This window comes from Streptomyces macrolidinus, from assembly GCF_023887685.1.
Classification (GTDB): domain Bacteria; phylum Actinomycetota; class Actinomycetes; order Streptomycetales; family Streptomycetaceae; genus Streptomyces; species Streptomyces macrolidinus.
In genome coordinates this window covers 82,374-96,745 of record NZ_JAMWMR010000010.1, presented here as the reverse complement: position 1 = coordinate 96,745, position 14,372 = coordinate 82,374, and the positions used below count along the sequence as shown (strand labels likewise).

Sequence of the window (14,372 nt, the reverse complement as noted above, 5' to 3'; positions counted from 1 at the left end):
TCCCTTTCGGACCCCTCTGTCTGGAGCGTGTCGCATGAGCAACCGGCAGCACTCGCCGTACGGGGCGTACGGCCCGGTTCCGTCCTACGAGGACCGGGCGTCGTACGGCCACGCGTACCTGTACGTGGCCCCGTGCCGGCCCCCGTACGAGATGCGGGCGCGCATGGCGCGTGCCGCGGAACCCCGAGGGCCGGAACCCGCCCCACCCCCCGAGGGGCGCGGCCAGGCCCGGCACGCCGCGCGGCCCCGTAGGGGCACCCGCCACGACCCGGTGCGCCGCCTGCTCCCGCAGGCCCTGGTGATCGCCTTCCTCGCCGGGGGCACCACCGCGTTCGTCGCCCAGGACAAGGTCGTCGAGCTGACCGTGGACGGCAGCCCGCGCACGCTGCACACCTTCGCCGACGACGTGGGCGAGCTGCTGCTGGAGGAGGGCGTGACCGTGGGCGGCCACGACCTCGTCGTACCGGGCCGCCCTGCGCGGCTCACGAGCGGCGACACGGTCGTCGTGCGCTACGGCCGCCCGCTGGACCTCACCCTCGACGGGCACCGGAAGCGGGTGTGGACGACGGCCACCACAGTGGACGGCGCGCTCCAGGAGCTGGGGGTGCGCGGGGCGGGCGCGTACGTCTCGACCTCGCGCTTGCGGCGGATCGGCCGCGACGGGCTGGCCCTGGACGTGCGCACCGAGCGCACGGTGACGGTCCTGGCGGACGGGCGGGCGCGGACGATCCGTACGAACGCGGCGACCGTCGGCGAGGCCGTCGCCCAGGCCGGGGCCGGGTTGCGCGGGCAGGACACGGCCTCCGTGGCGCCGGGGAGCTTCCCGCGCGAGGGGCAGACGGTGACCGTGCTGCGGGTGTCGCGCGCGAAGAAGGTCCGCGACGAACCCATCCCGTTCGACGTACGGCGGACGAAGGACCCGACGCTGCTGAAGGGGACGCAGGTGGTGGCGCGCGCGGGACGGCCGGGGACGCGCCGGGTGACGTACGTCGTGCGCTCCGTCAACGGGGTCATGGAGAGACCGCGCCACCTCGACACCGAGATCCTGCGCAGACCCCGGGCCCAGCTCGTGCGCATCGGCACCAAGCGGCGGCCGGGCGCGGTGTCCGGCGCCGAGGGCCTGAACTGGCGGGGGCTCGCGGCGTGCGAGTCCGGCGGCCGACCGGACGCGGTGGACCGCTCCGGCACCTACGGCGGCCTCTACCAGTTCGACCGCCGCACCTGGCGCAGCCTCGGCGGCACGGGCCGCCCGCAGGACGCCCCGACCGACGAGCAGACCTACCGGGCGAAGAAGCTGTACGTACGCCACGGGCCGACCCCCTGGCCGTACTGCGGACGGCGGCTGTACGGCTGAGCGGGCGCGGCCGTGCGTCGTAGGAGCGGGGAGGGCGGCCGACCGCCCTCCCCGCGCCCCGTACCCTTGGTCCGTGAGCAGCAGCCCCGCCCCCGACGCCCTCCTGGGCCCCGCCGACGTCCGTGAACTGGCGGCAGCCCTCGGCGTACGCCCCACCAAACAGCGCGGTCAGAACTTCGTCATCGACGCCAACACCGTGCGCCGTATCGTGCGCACCGCCGAGGTGCGGCCCGACGACACCGTGGTGGAGGTGGGCCCGGGGCTCGGGTCCCTGACGCTCGCGCTCCTCGAGGTCGCCGAGCGGGTCACGGCCGTCGAGATCGACGACGTCCTCGCGGCGGCGCTGCCCACGACCGTCGCGGCCCGGATGCCCGAGCGCGCCGACCGGTTCACGCTGGTGCACTCCGACGCCATGCAGGTCACGGAGTTGCCGGGACCCGCACCCACCGCGCTGGTGGCGAACCTGCCGTACAACGTCGCCGTGCCCGTCCTGCTCCATATGCTCGCCACCTTCCCGAGCATCGAGCGCACCCTCGTCATGGTGCAGTCGGAGGTCGCCGACCGGCTCGCGGCCACCCCCGGGTCCAAGGTCTACGGGGTGCCGTCCGTCAAGGCGAACTGGTACGCCCACGTCAAGCGGGCCGGAGCCATCGGCCGCAATGTCTTCTGGCCCGCGCCGAACGTCGACAGCGGCCTCGTCTCGCTGGTGCGCCGGACCGAGCCGATCGCGACCACGGCCTCCAGGAGCGAGGTCTTCGCCGTCGTCGACGCGGCCTTCGCCCAGCGGCGCAAGACCCTGCGGGCCGCGCTCGCGGGCTGGGCCGGTTCGGCGGCTGCGGCCGAGGAGGCGCTCGTCGCCGCCGGGGTCTCGCCGAAGGCACGCGGTGAGTCGCTGACCGTGGAAGAGTTCGCGCGTATCGCCGAAGCCGCGCCGCGGTCGCAGACGGCCCCCGCGGCCACGACAGAGGAGCCCGACCACCAGTGAGCGTCACCGTCCGCGTCCCGGCCAAGGTCAACGTCCAGCTCGCGGTGGGCGCCGCCCGCCCCGACGGCTTCCACGACCTCGCCAATGTCTTCCTCGCCGTGGGCCTGTACGACGAGGTCACCGTCACCGAGGCCGACGAGCTGCGCGTGACCTGCTCGGGCCCGTACGCCGACCAGGTCCCGCTGGACCGGACGAACCTGGCCGCCCGCGCGGCCCTCGCGCTCGCCGAACGCCATGGCCGCACCCCCGCCGTGCACGTGCACATCGCAAAGGACATCCCGGTCGCCGGGGGCATGGCGGGCGGCAGCGCGGACGGCGCGGGCGCGCTGCTGGCCTGTGACGCGCTGTGGGGCACGCACGCCTCCCGTGAGGAACTCCTCGACATCTGCGCCGAGTTGGGCAGCGATGTGCCGTTCAGCCTGGTGGGCGGGGCGGCGCTGGGCACCGGGCGGGGTGAGAAGCTCACGGCGCTGGAGGTCGGCGGGACCTTCCACTGGGTGTTCGCGACGGCCGGGCGGGGGCTGTCCACCCCCGCGGTGTTCCGGGAGTTCGACCGCCTCACCGACGGCGTACGGGTCCCCGAGCCCGTCGCCTCACAGGATCTGCTCGACGCCCTGGCCAAGGGCGATGCCACGGCGCTCGCGGCGACGGTCTCCAACGACCTCCAGCCGGCCGCGCTCTCCCTGTTCCCGGAGCTGGCACAGACCCTGGCCGAGGGCCGCGCGGCGGGCGCCCTGACGGGCCTGGTCTCGGGCTCGGGCCCGACGACAGCCTTCCTGGCCCCGGACCCCGAGTCCGCGGAACGGATCGCGCAGGCCCTGCCGGCATCCGGCACCTGCCGCTCGGCACGGGTGGCGCACTCCCCGGCACCGGGGGCGACGGTGCTCTGAGCGGCGGCTTCGAAGCGTGGCCCGCCACGGTGGTCGCCGGTTCCTGATCCGGGTGACGCCGCACACACGCCCCGCCCCCTCCCCCGGAGGGCCTACGCTTGAAGGCTGATCGATCCTTCCGGGCAGGAGTGAAATGGCCGTCAACCTGGTCAATGTCGAGAACGTGAGCAAGGTGTACGGCACGCGTGCCCTGCTCGACGGTGTCTCGCTCGGTGTGTCCGAAGGGGACCGCATCGGGGTCGTCGGGCGCAACGGCGACGGCAAGACCACCCTGATCCGTATGCTCGCCAAGCTGGAGGAGGCCGACACCGGCCGCGTCACCCACTGCGGGGGGCTGCGCCTCGGCGTCCTCACCCAGCACGACTCCCTCGACCCGGCCGCCACCGTCCGCCACGAGGTCATCCGGGACATGGCCGACCACGAGTGGGCGGGCAACGCCAAGATCCGGGACGTGCTCACCGGGCTGTTCGGTGGGCTCGACCTGCCCGGCTTCCCCAAGGGGCTCGACACCGTCATCGGCCCCCTCTCCGGTGGCGAGCGCCGCCGTATCGCCCTCGCCAAGCTGCTCATCGCCGACCCGGACCTGATCGTCCTCGACGAGCCCACCAACCACCTCGACGTCGAGGGCATCGCCTGGCTCGCGCAGCACCTGCGCGAGCGGCGCTCCGCGCTCGTGTGCGTCACCCACGACCGGTGGTTCCTCGACCAGGTCTGCACGCGGATGTGGGACGTCCAGCGCGGTGTGGTCCACGAGTACGAGGGCGGCTACTCCGACTACGTCTTCGCCCGCGCCGAGCGCGAGCGCATCGCCGCCACCGAAGAGGCCAAGCGGCAGAACCTGGTCCGCAAGGAACTGGCCTGGCTGCGGCGCGGCGCCCCCGCGCGCACGTCCAAGCCCCGCTTCCGGGTCGAGGCCGCCAACGAACTCATCAAGGACGTGCCGCCGCCCCGGGACAGCAGCGAGCTGATGAAGTTCGCCTCCTCGCGGCTCGGCAGGACCGTCTTCGACCTGGAGGACGTCACCGTCCAGGCCGGGCCCAAGGTGCTCCTCGAGCACGTCACCTGGCATCTCGGCCCCGGCGACCGGATCGGCCTCGTCGGCGTGAACGGCGCGGGCAAGACCTCCCTGCTGCGGGCCATGGCCGAGGCCGCGCGCAGCGAGGGGGAGCGGCAGCCCGCCGGCGGCCGGATCGTCACCGGCAAGACCGTCAAGCTCGCCTATCTCTCGCAGGAGGTCACCGAACTCGACCCCGACTGGCGGGTCCTGGAGGCCGTGCAGCGCGTGCGCGAACGCGTCGACCTCGGCAAGGGGCGCGAGATGACCGCCGGGCAGCTCTGCGAGACCTTCGGCTTCACCAAGGAGAAGCAGTGGACGCCGGTGGGCGACCTGTCCGGCGGTGAGCGCCGCAGGCTGCAACTGCTGCGCCTGCTCATGGACGAGCCCAACGTCCTCTTCCTCGACGAGCCCACCAACGACCTCGACATCGAGACCCTCACCCAGCTCGAGGACCTCCTCGACGGCTGGCCCGGCTCGATGATCGTGATCTCCCACGACCGGTTCTTCGTCGAGCGCACCACGGACCGGGTCTTCGCCCTCCTCGGCGACCGCACTCTGCGGATGCTGCCCCGCGGCATCGACGAGTACCTGGAGCGGCGCCACCGGATGGAGGAGACCGCCGCCGCGGCCACCCCCGTCGCCGCCGCGCCCGTGGCGGACAAGCCCGCCGTCTCCGCCGCCGACGCCCGCGCCGCCAAGAAGGAACTCCAGCGGATCGAGCGGCAGTTGGACAAGATCTCCGCGCGGGAGACCAAGCTGCACGAGCAGATCGCCGAGAACGCCACGGACTTCGAGAAGGTGGCCAAGATGGACGCCGAGTTGCGTGAACTCGTCGGCGAGCGCGAGGAGCTGGAACTGCGCTGGCTCGAACTCGCCGACGCCGCCTGACGGTTCGGCGTGGCGCGTTCCGCTGCCGGCCGCGTGAACGGCTCGTGAAGTCGCGTGAAGGTGCGCGAAGTCGCGTAACGAGGGCATCACAGGCCGGTCCTCCCTTGGGAACAGGGGGAGGACCGGCTCCCTGTTCGAAGGGTTCCCAGTGATAGAAAGGGCCGTCTGAGAAGAATCTTGACGTACCGCCGGTGTGGCGGAAACCAAGCACCACGGGCGTGGCGACACATCAGTCACAGAGGGGGAACGCGCTGATGACCCAGCCGCCGAACCAGCCACCGCAGGGCGGCTTCGGAGCACCACAGAACCCACCGCAGCAACCGCCGCAGACCGGCCCGTACGCCCCGCAGCCCGGCCCCTACGGTCAACAGCCCGGCCCGTACACCACGCCCCAACCCGGCCCGTACGCCCCGCAGTCCGGCCCCTACGCCACACCCGCCCCTCAGCCCGGCTACGGCTACCCGCAGCAACCGCAGCCGCCCGCGCCCCAGTTCTCCGGCGCGCCCACCCCGCCCCCCGGCGGCGGCTCCAAGAACCCCTTCAAGGGCAGGCCCGCGCTGGTCGTGGCCGCCGCCGCAGCCGCGCTGGCCGTCATAGGCGGGACGGTGTACGCCGTCAGTTCGGGCGACGAGGAGAAGAAGCCGCCGGTCGCCGAGAAGAGCAAGGACCCCCAGCCGACCGCCACGTCCTCCGTCCCCGTCAACCCGGGTGACGGGGACGGCGACGGCCGCAAGGAGATCAGGGACCTCAACGAGGGCCGCAAGCCGGGCGAGGACAAGGTCCTCTGGTTCAAGCAGGCGCCGGCCGCGCCGGGTTCGGGCGCCGACGCCCCCGGTATGTGGATCACCGGAAAGACGGCGGTGAAGGCCGCCTACAAGCAGGTCTTCGCCTACGACGTCGACGGTGGCGCCCCGACGTGGGAGCCGATCACCCTCCCACAGAAGATATGCGCGGCCACCGCGCAGAAGACCGCCGACGACAAGGTCGTCGTCGCCTACATGAGCGGCGTCAGCGACCGGGCCAAGTGCAACCAGCTCCAGGAGATCGACCTCGACACGGGTAAGAAGGGCTGGAGCATGAAGGTCGACGACGGCGACCTGTTCGACGACACGCTGAACCTCGCCCTCACCCTCACCGGCAAGACCCTGGTGGTCGCCCGCTCGCAGTCCGGCATCGCCTTCGACGTCGACAGCGGCAAGAAGCTGTGGGAGAAGGGCACGTACGGAGCCTCCTGTTACCCGGAGTCGTTCACGGGCGGCAGCAGGCTGATATCCGTCTCCTCCTGCGCGGTGACCACCGCCAAGGAGCACGACGAGCTCCAGGAGCTCGACCCCGCGACCGGCCGGGCCAAGTGGACGAAGAAGATCCCCAAGGGCTGGAAGGTCGCGCACACCTATTCCCTGAACCCGCTCGTCCTCCACCTCACCAACGAGGACGAGAACAAGTGGAACATCTCCGCGTTCAAGAACAACAGCCCGACGGTGCGCTCCCAACTCGATGTGAACGAGTCCTTCGGGCCCGCGTGTGACGACTGGTCCCTCCGTAACCGTGACCTCCAGGGCTGCACGGGCGTCGTGGCGGACGTGAACACCGTCTATCTGCCGACCGAGGCGAAGACGGGCACCAACGAGGTCGTCGCCGTGAGCCTCGAGAGCGGCAAGGAGAGGTGGCGGGTGAAGTCCCCCGGGGACGCGGCGATGCTCCCGCTGAAGATGGACGGCACCCGTCTCATCGCCTATGTCGGGGCGTCGTCCGGCACCGGTGGTCGGGTCGTCTCCATCGAGACCAACGGCAGCAACCACAGCCCGACCACGTTGCTGCGCAATCCGTCGAGCGCCGCCGCGATCGAGCGGGGCTTCTACGGCAAGGCGATCGACTACGTGGACGGGCGCTTCTACATCTCCGCGACGCATCTGTCGGGCACCAAGGAGTCCAAGGAGAAGCTGATGCTGGCCTACGGCAAGTGAGCCGGCTCCTGACGCGCCCGTCCCCATTCACCACTCTCCCGTTCTTCGAGGTACCCACGTCATGAGTCAGCCGCCTCCACCCCCGAACCAGCCGCCGTCGGGCGGTTCCGGCGCCCCCCAGGACCAGCCGCCGAAGGGCTTCGGCGCGCCGCAGAGCCCGCCGCCGGGTGGTTTCGGTGCCCCGCAGAGCCCCCCGCCGGGCGGTTTCGGTGCGCCCCGGACGCCGCCCCCGCCGCAGACGTCCCCCCAGGCGCCCCCGCCGCCCGCGCAGGGTCCGGGCTACGGCTACCCGCAGCCGCAGACGCCGCCGCAGGCACCCCCGCAGGCGCCCCCGCCCGCGCAGGGCCCGGGGTACGGCTACCTGCAGCCGCCGACCGCGCCGCAGCAGCCGTACGGACATCCGCAGACGCCGCCCGGCTATCCGCAGCAGCAGCCCGGTTACGGCTTCCCGCAGCCGCCGACCATGCCCATGCAGCCGCAGGGCTCCCAGGGCGGTGGCCGCAAGGGCCTGAGCACGCAGGCGTGGATCATCGTCGCGGCGGTCACGGCCATCGCGCTGATCGTCGGCGGCGGGGTCTGGTACGCGAAGGGCAGCGGGGACGACCACAAGGACGAGGCTCAGACGAGCGACAGCAAGGACAAGGGCAAGGGCGGCAAGGGCGAGAAGGGCGGCGGGACGGGCAAGGCCGGCGCGACCATCGGCTACGCCGGATCCGGCGGCACCGGCACCGAGGCCAAGGAGAAGGCGCCGGGCAACACCAGCGCCAAGGTCCTCTTCCAGGTGCCCGGCCCCCAGATCAAGGACCGGGACCAGATCGACAGCGTCCAGGGCTCCTGGGTCAGCGGCTCGGTCTACGCCAAGGCCGCCGTCGGCAAGATCATCGGCTATGACGCGGACACCGGCGCGACCAAGTGGACGCTGCCGCTGCCCGGCCAGACCTGCGCGGGCTCGGGCCAGATCACGTCCACCGGGATCGCCGCGGTGGTGAGCGAGGCGGCCCCGCGTCCGGCCAAACGCCAGCACCAGCCCTGCAGCAAGATCACGGCCTTCGAGGTCGCCACCGGCAAGAAGCTGTGGACCAAGTCGGTCGAGTCCAACGGCACCCCGGTCACCTTCGGCGAGCTGGAGATCAGCGGCGACACGCTCGCCCTCGGCGGCGGCTTCTCGTACGGCGGCGCCGCCCTCGACATCACCACCGGCAAGGTCCTGTGGGCGCCCAAGGTCGGCGCGTGCACGGACGTCGGCTACGCGGGCGGCGACCAGCTCGTCGCGGTGCGCAAGTGCGGTGACTACGGCAACGAGACGTACGAGGTCCAGCTCCTCGACCCGACGACGGGCAAGGACAAGTGGAGCTACAAGCTCCCCCAGGGCATCGACAACGCCAAGGTGATCTCCACCGACCCCGTCGTCTTCGGCGTCGACGCGGGCGACATCACCTCCTCCGGAGTCACGGACGTCTTCGCGCTGGACGACGAGGGCAAGCTGCGCAGCAAGATCGTGCTGGAGGACGGCAAGTACGAGCACGACTGCGAGGTCAACAAGGTCCACCAGTGCCACGCGATCGCGGTCGGCAACGACAAGCTGTACGTGCCGACCAAGGAGCACGACGGCAAGGCCGACTACAGCCAGACCAACGAGATCATCTCGTTCTCGCTGGCCACCGGGAAGACGACCGGTGAGCGGATCGACGCAGGCGACGACTACGAGATGTGGCCGATCCGTATGGACGGCGGGAACGTCATCGCGTACAAGGACGGCCCGTACGACAAGGGCTCCCAGGTCGTCTCGATCGACGGCAAGTCGCTGAAGGAGACCAAGCTCCTCGAGACCCCGGCCTCCGAGGCGGTGCACAGCGCGATCAGCTCCATGGTCCCGAAGGACTCCGAGATGCTGTACACCGACGGGCGGCTGTTCTTCGGCCAGGACCTGGTCAGCAAGCCGTGGTCGACGCGCGACAAGTCGTACACGGCGCTCGCCTTCGGCGCGAAGTAGCGCGTAGCGCGCGGTGTGAAAGGCCTCGCTCCCGTTCGGGGGCGGGGCCTTTCGCGCGCCTCTCATCAGGCACGATGGGCGGAATTTCGGGAATCCGAGGTGGTTCTCCGGCGGAGGGGCAGCGCGAGGTCCTACGAGCGTGTAGCTTCCGGGGGCATGAAGGGCGGGGGTGCGCCGGGAGCGTCTGCCCGTGCGGATCCGTGGGCATCCATAAGGGCATCCATGGGGGGACTGGGGGTTGCTCGATGGGAGTGCGGCTCATGGTGGTCGACGACCACCGACTGCTCGCCGAGGCGCTGGCCTCGGCGTTGAAGCTACGCGGGCACCGGGTGCTCGCCGCGGCGGCACCCGTCGCGGGCGCGGCGGACGTGGTGATCACCAGAGCGCCCGAGGTGTGTCTGCTGGGCACGGCGGCGCCCGCCGAGCCGGGGGTCTTCGACCCGGTGGTGCGCATCAAGCGGGAGCGCCCGCAGGTGGCGGTGCTGGTCCTCGGGCCGGTGCCGAACCCCCGCGGGATCGCGGCGGCGTTCGCCGCGGGCGCCTCGGGCTATGTGCGCCACGACGAGCGCATCGAGGGCGTCGAGCGGGCGATCATGAAGGCGCGGGCGGGGGAGACGGCCGTGGCGCCGCAACTGCTGCAGGGCGCGTTCAGCGAGCTGCTGAACCCGACGGCGCAGCCGGACGACGAGGGCCAGCGGCTGCTGCGGATGCTCACCCCGCGCGAGGTGGAGGTCCTGGTGCGGGTCGCGGACGGCGAGGACACCCGGCTGATCGCGGCCGGTATGGGCATCGCCCCGTCGACGGCCCGTACGCATGTGCAGCGGGTCCTGATGAAGCTGGGCGTGGGCTCCCGGCTGGAGGCGGCGGCCCTGGCCGCCCGCACGGGCCTGCTGGACCGCGCGGGCCCACCGCGCCACGCCGAGCAGTACTGAGCCCCGTACCCCCGGTGCGGCGGGGTACGGGGCTCGGGCCCGCAAGAGCGGTGCGGCAGGTCCGTCAGCGCGTCGGCTTCTCGTCGTCCGCCGGGGTGTCGGCGTCCGCGGTCGGCGGTGTCGTCGGGCGCAGCTTCAGCCAGACGAGGAAGAACAGGCCGAGCAGCAGCATGCCCAGGCCGGTCCACAGGTTGATGTTGACGCCCACCGCCTTGTCGATCGCGGCGTCCGAGGCCATGAGGCCCGCGATCGTCATGATGACGCCGTAGAGGGCGAACAGGCCGCCGATGACGCGGCGGATGTCGAAGAGACGGGCGGCGGTCGCCGACCTGGTCTCCAGCTCGGTGACTTCGCGCTGGACCTCGTGCTCGGAGTACTCGGACATGGTCTCTCAATCCTCCGGCGTCAGAACGAGAACGGGATGTAGCAGGCGGCGGCCAGGACGACCGCACCCCAGCCGAGCAGGGCGGGCTTGCGGTACCAGGCGTCGTCACCGGCGGACGGCGGTTCGGCCATGCCGGGCGACCTGGTGCCGTAGACGAGGCCCTGGAGTTCCGCCACCGGCTTCGGCTCGGTGAACAGCGAGACGGCGACCATGACCACCGCACCGGCGACGAATCCGGCGATCGCCGAGACGAAGTTGGCGCCCTGGTCGGTGGGGATATCGATGATCCCCTGCTTGTAGATCACGAAGTAGTTCACCATCGCCGCGGTGGTACCGGCGAGCAGGCCCCAGAAGCCGGACTTCATGGACGCGCGCTTCCAGAACATGCCGATGATGAAGACCACGAACATCGGGACGTTGAAGAACGAGAAGAGCGTCTGGAGGTAGCTCATGATGTTCGAGAACGACGACGCGAGGAACGCGGTGCCCATCGACGCGAGCACACCGATCGCGGTGATGAGACGGCCGAAGCGCACGTAGTAGGAGTCCTCGCGGTCCTTGGCCACGTACTTCGCCCAGATGTCCGTGGTGAACACGGTGTTGAAGGACGAGATGTTGGCCGCCATACCGGCCATGAACGCGGCGAGCAGACCGGTCACGGCGATGCCGAGCACACCGTTGGGCAGCAACTCCTGCATCAGGTACGGGATCGCGTCGTTGTACTGGAGGTCCGAGGCGGAGGTGCCGATCTTCGGGACCAGGACGGCGGCGGCCAGGCCCGGGATCATCACCAGGAAGACGATGAAGATCTTCGGGAAGGCGGCGATCAGCGGGGTGCGCTTGGCGGCGGAGAGGTTCTTCGCGGACAGGGCGCGCTGCACCTCGGCGAAGTTGGTCGTCCAGTAGCCGAAGGACAGCACGAAGCCGAGGCCGAGGACGATCGTCAGCCAGTTGGCGCCCAGCGGGTTGGCGCTGCCGATGCCGGTGCCGCCCCACGCGGTGACGAAGTCGTCCCCGTGGCTCTTGGCGAGGGAGTCGGTCAGACCGTCCCAGCCGCCGACCTTCTTCAGGCTGAGGACGGTGATCGGGATGAGGGCCGCCAGGATCACGAAGAACTGGAGCACCTCGTTGTAGATCGCGGACGACAGACCACCGATGGTGATGTACGCGAGCACGAAGAACCCGGCGACGACGATCGCCACCCACTGCGGCCAGCCCAGCAGCGCCTCGACGACGAGCGCGAGGGCGTAGAGGTTCACGCCGGCGACCAGGATCGCGGCGAAGGCGAACAGGATCGAACTCAGCAGGTGTGCTGACTTGTCGAAGCGCAGCAGCAGGAACTCGGGGACCGAGCGGACCTTGGAGCCGTAGTAGAACGGCATCATCACGAGGCCGAGGAAGACCATGGCCGGGATCGCGCCGATCCAGTACCAGTGCACGGTGTAGGCGCCGTACTGGGCGCTGTTGGCGGCCATACCGAGGATCTCGGTGGCGGCCAGGTTGGCCGAGATGAACGCCAGGCCCGTGATCCACGCCGGGAGCGAGCGCCCGGAGAGGAAGAAGTCCAGGCTGGTCTTCACGGAGCGGCGGGCGGCGAAGCCGATGCCGAGGACGACGGCGAAGTAGATCCCGAGGATCGCGTAATCGAGGCCGTTCGTCGGCAACCGCAGCGCCGATGCCAGATAGGTGGGGGTCTGCATGAGTACTCGCTTCGTTGCGTGAACCGTCGGAGCGGAATCTACGCGTCCGTGTTCGATATTTAAACACGATCCTTCATGGTCTTTGTTCGATTGTGATGTTGACGATAGGGAAAGGTTGTGTTTGGGTGTGTTGGCTTATGTTTGAAGCGTGACGCGGTTCGCGGGCCCGACCGCAGGAGAAAGGTGAGGTGTGGTGAAGAAGACCTCGACCAAGCTGGCCGACGGTCGTGAGCTCATCTACTACGACCTGCACGACGACGCCGTACGCGACGCGGCCGACCGCAGGCCGCTGGAGCGGACCCTCACGACCTCCGAGATCCGCCACGACGCGCTGCTCGGCGACCGGGTCGCCATCGCCTCGCACCGCCAGGGCCGTACGTATCTCCCGCCGGCCGACCAGTGCCCCCTGTGTCCCTCGCAGGGCGAGCGGCTGAGCGAGATCCCGGACTCCGCCTACGACGTGGTGGTCTTCGAGAACCGCTTCCCCTCGCTGGCGGGCGACGCCGGCCGCTGCGAGGTGGTGTGCTTCACCTCCGACCACCAGGCGTCCTTCGCCGACCTGACCGAGGAACAGGCCGCGCTGGTCCTGGCCGCCTGGACCGACCGCACCGCGGAACTGTCCGCGCTCCCCGCCGTCGAGCAGGTCTTCTGCTTCGAGAACCGCGGCCAGGAGATCGGCGTGACCCTCGGCCACCCCCACGGCCAGATCTACGCCTACCCGTTCACCACCCCGCGCACGGCGCTGATGCTCCGCTCGCTCGCCGCCCACAAGGAGACGACCGGCGGGGAGAACCTCTTCGACGCGATCCTGCGCCGCGAACTCACCGACGAGCGGGTCGTCCTGGAGAGTGAACACTGGGTGGCCTTCGTGCCGTACGCGGCGCACTGGCCGTACGAGGTCCACCTCTACCCGCGCCGCCGCGTCCCCGACCTGCTCGCCCTCGACGACGCGGCCCGCGCCGAGTTCCCCGCCGTCTACCTGGAGCTTCTGCGGCGCTTCGACCGGATCTTCGGCGCAGGCGAACCCCCCACGCCGTACATCGCCGCCTGGCACCAGGCCCCGTTCGGGCAGCTTCCCGACTTCGACGGCGTCACCCGCGACGACTTCGCGCTCCACCTCGAGCTTTTCACCATCCGCCGCACTTCCGGCAAGCTGAAGTTCCTCGCGGGTTCCGAATCCGGCATGAACGTGTTCATCAACGACGTGCCGCCGGAAGTCGCGGCTCGGCGACTGCGAGAGGTAGCGAGTTCATGAGTGCGAAGTACCTGGTCACGGGCGGCGCGGGCTATGTGGGCAGCGTGGTCGCGCGGCATCTGCTCCAGGCGGGCCACGAGGTCGTCGTCCTCGACAACCTCTCCACCGGCTTCCGCGCGGGTGTCCCCGAGGGCGCGTCCTTCATCGAGGGCGACATCCGTGACGCCGCCGAGTGGCTGGACGCCTCGTTCGACGCCGTGCTGCACTTCGCCGCGTTCTCGCAGGTCGGCGAGTCCGTCGTGCAGCCCGAGAAGTACTGGGAGAACAACGTCGGCGGCACGATGGCGCTGCTGGCCGCGATGCGCGAGGCGGGCGTGAAGAGGCTCGTCTTCTCCTCCACCGCGGCGACCTACGGCGAGCCGGTCCACACCCCGATCACCGAGACCGACCCGACCGCGCCGACCTCCCCGTACGGCGCCTCCAAGCTCGCCGTCGACCACATGATCACCGGCGAGGCGACGGCGCACGGCCTGGCCGCGGTCTCGCTGCGCTACTTCAACGTGGCGGGCGCGTACGGCAGTTGCGGCGAGCGGCACGACCCCGAGTCCCATCTCATCCCGCTCGTCCTCCAGGTCGCGCAGGGCCGACGCGAGGCGATCTCGGTCTTCGGTGACGACTACCCGACGCCGGACGGCACCTGCGTCCGCGACTACATCCACGTCGCCGACCTGGCCGAGGCGCACCTGCTGGCGCTGACCGCCGCCCGCCCCGGCGAGCATCTGATCTGCAACCTCGGCAACGGCAACGGCTTCTCCGTGCGCGAGGTCATCGAGACCGTGCGGAAGGTCACCGGGCATCCGATCCCGGAGGTCGTCGCCCCGCGCCGCGGCGGTGACCCGGCGGTCCTGGTCGCCTCCGCGGCCACGGCCCACGAGCGGCTCGGCTGGCGCCCCTCCCGCGCGGACCTGGCCGACATCGTCGCGGACGCCTGGGAGTTCACGCAGCATCTCGCGAAGGAGCGGTAGA

The 14,372-nt window shown here is 70.8% G+C and carries 11 protein-coding genes; 9 read left to right on the top strand and 2 right to left on the bottom strand.

Annotated elements, in window-relative coordinates; translation table 11 throughout:
• Window positions 1-34: 34 nt before the first annotated feature.
• From NGF19_RS14305 to NGF19_RS14275, 7 genes are all read left to right on the top strand, one after another.
• Window positions 35-1,354, top strand: coding sequence for a resuscitation-promoting factor (locus tag NGF19_RS14305; protein ID WP_289734854.1), 1,320 nt, complete (start codon window positions 35-37; stop codon window positions 1,352-1,354).
• 73 nt (window positions 1,355-1,427) lie between these two features.
• Window positions 1,428-2,339 (top strand): 16S rRNA (adenine(1518)-N(6)/adenine(1519)-N(6))-dimethyltransferase RsmA, encoded by a 912-nt coding sequence (rsmA, locus tag NGF19_RS14300; protein ID WP_252425250.1) that lies wholly within the window; start codon window positions 1,428-1,430, stop codon window positions 2,337-2,339.
• Complete coding sequence (locus tag NGF19_RS14295) at window positions 2,336-3,229, top strand: 4-(cytidine 5'-diphospho)-2-C-methyl-D-erythritol kinase (RefSeq protein WP_252425249.1); 894 nt, start codon at window positions 2,336-2,338, stop codon at window positions 3,227-3,229. Before rsmA ends, NGF19_RS14295 begins: the two co-directional genes overlap by 4 nt.
• Window positions 3,230-3,362: 133 nt before the next feature.
• Window positions 3,363-5,174, top strand: coding sequence for an ABC-F family ATP-binding cassette domain-containing protein (locus NGF19_RS14290; RefSeq protein ID WP_252425248.1), 1,812 nt, complete (start codon window positions 3,363-3,365; stop codon window positions 5,172-5,174).
• A 254-nt stretch (window positions 5,175-5,428) separates the two neighbouring features.
• Window positions 5,429-7,141, top strand: a complete 1,713-nt coding sequence (locus NGF19_RS14285; RefSeq protein WP_252425247.1) for an outer membrane protein assembly factor BamB family protein — start codon at window positions 5,429-5,431, stop codon at window positions 7,139-7,141.
• Window positions 7,142-7,202: 61 nt separating this feature from the next.
• The gene (locus NGF19_RS14280) at window positions 7,203-9,134 is read left to right on the top strand and encodes an outer membrane protein assembly factor BamB (RefSeq protein WP_252425246.1); all 1,932 of its coding nucleotides are present in this window, start codon (window positions 7,203-7,205) and stop codon (window positions 9,132-9,134) included.
• A gap of 245 nt (window positions 9,135-9,379) precedes the next feature.
• On the top strand, window positions 9,380-10,066 hold the full coding sequence (locus NGF19_RS14275) for a helix-turn-helix transcriptional regulator (protein ID WP_252425245.1): 687 nt from the start codon (window positions 9,380-9,382) through the stop codon (window positions 10,064-10,066).
• A gap of 64 nt (window positions 10,067-10,130) precedes the next feature.
• On the opposite strand, the gene NGF19_RS14270 is transcribed toward NGF19_RS14275, so the two are convergent.
• The gene (locus NGF19_RS14270) at window positions 10,131-10,451 is read right to left on the bottom strand and encodes a hypothetical protein (protein ID WP_252425244.1); all 321 of its coding nucleotides are present in this window, start codon (window positions 10,449-10,451) and stop codon (window positions 10,131-10,133) included.
• Window positions 10,452-10,471: 20 nt separating this feature from the next.
• Complete coding sequence (locus tag NGF19_RS14265; RefSeq protein ID WP_252425243.1) at window positions 10,472-12,151, bottom strand: sodium:solute symporter family protein; 1,680 nt, start codon at window positions 12,149-12,151, stop codon at window positions 10,472-10,474.
• 193 nt (window positions 12,152-12,344) lie between these two features.
• Between NGF19_RS14265 and galT the strand changes: the two genes are divergently transcribed.
• Both galT and galE read left to right on the top strand, forming a co-directional pair.
• Complete coding sequence (gene galT, locus NGF19_RS14260) at window positions 12,345-13,406, top strand: galactose-1-phosphate uridylyltransferase (protein ID WP_252425242.1); 1,062 nt, start codon at window positions 12,345-12,347, stop codon at window positions 13,404-13,406.
• Window positions 13,403-14,371 (top strand): UDP-glucose 4-epimerase GalE, encoded by a 969-nt coding sequence (gene galE / locus NGF19_RS14255; RefSeq protein ID WP_252425241.1) that lies wholly within the window; start codon window positions 13,403-13,405, stop codon window positions 14,369-14,371. Before galT ends, galE begins: the two co-directional genes overlap by 4 nt.
• The last annotated feature ends 1 nt before the right edge of the window (window position 14,372 follow it).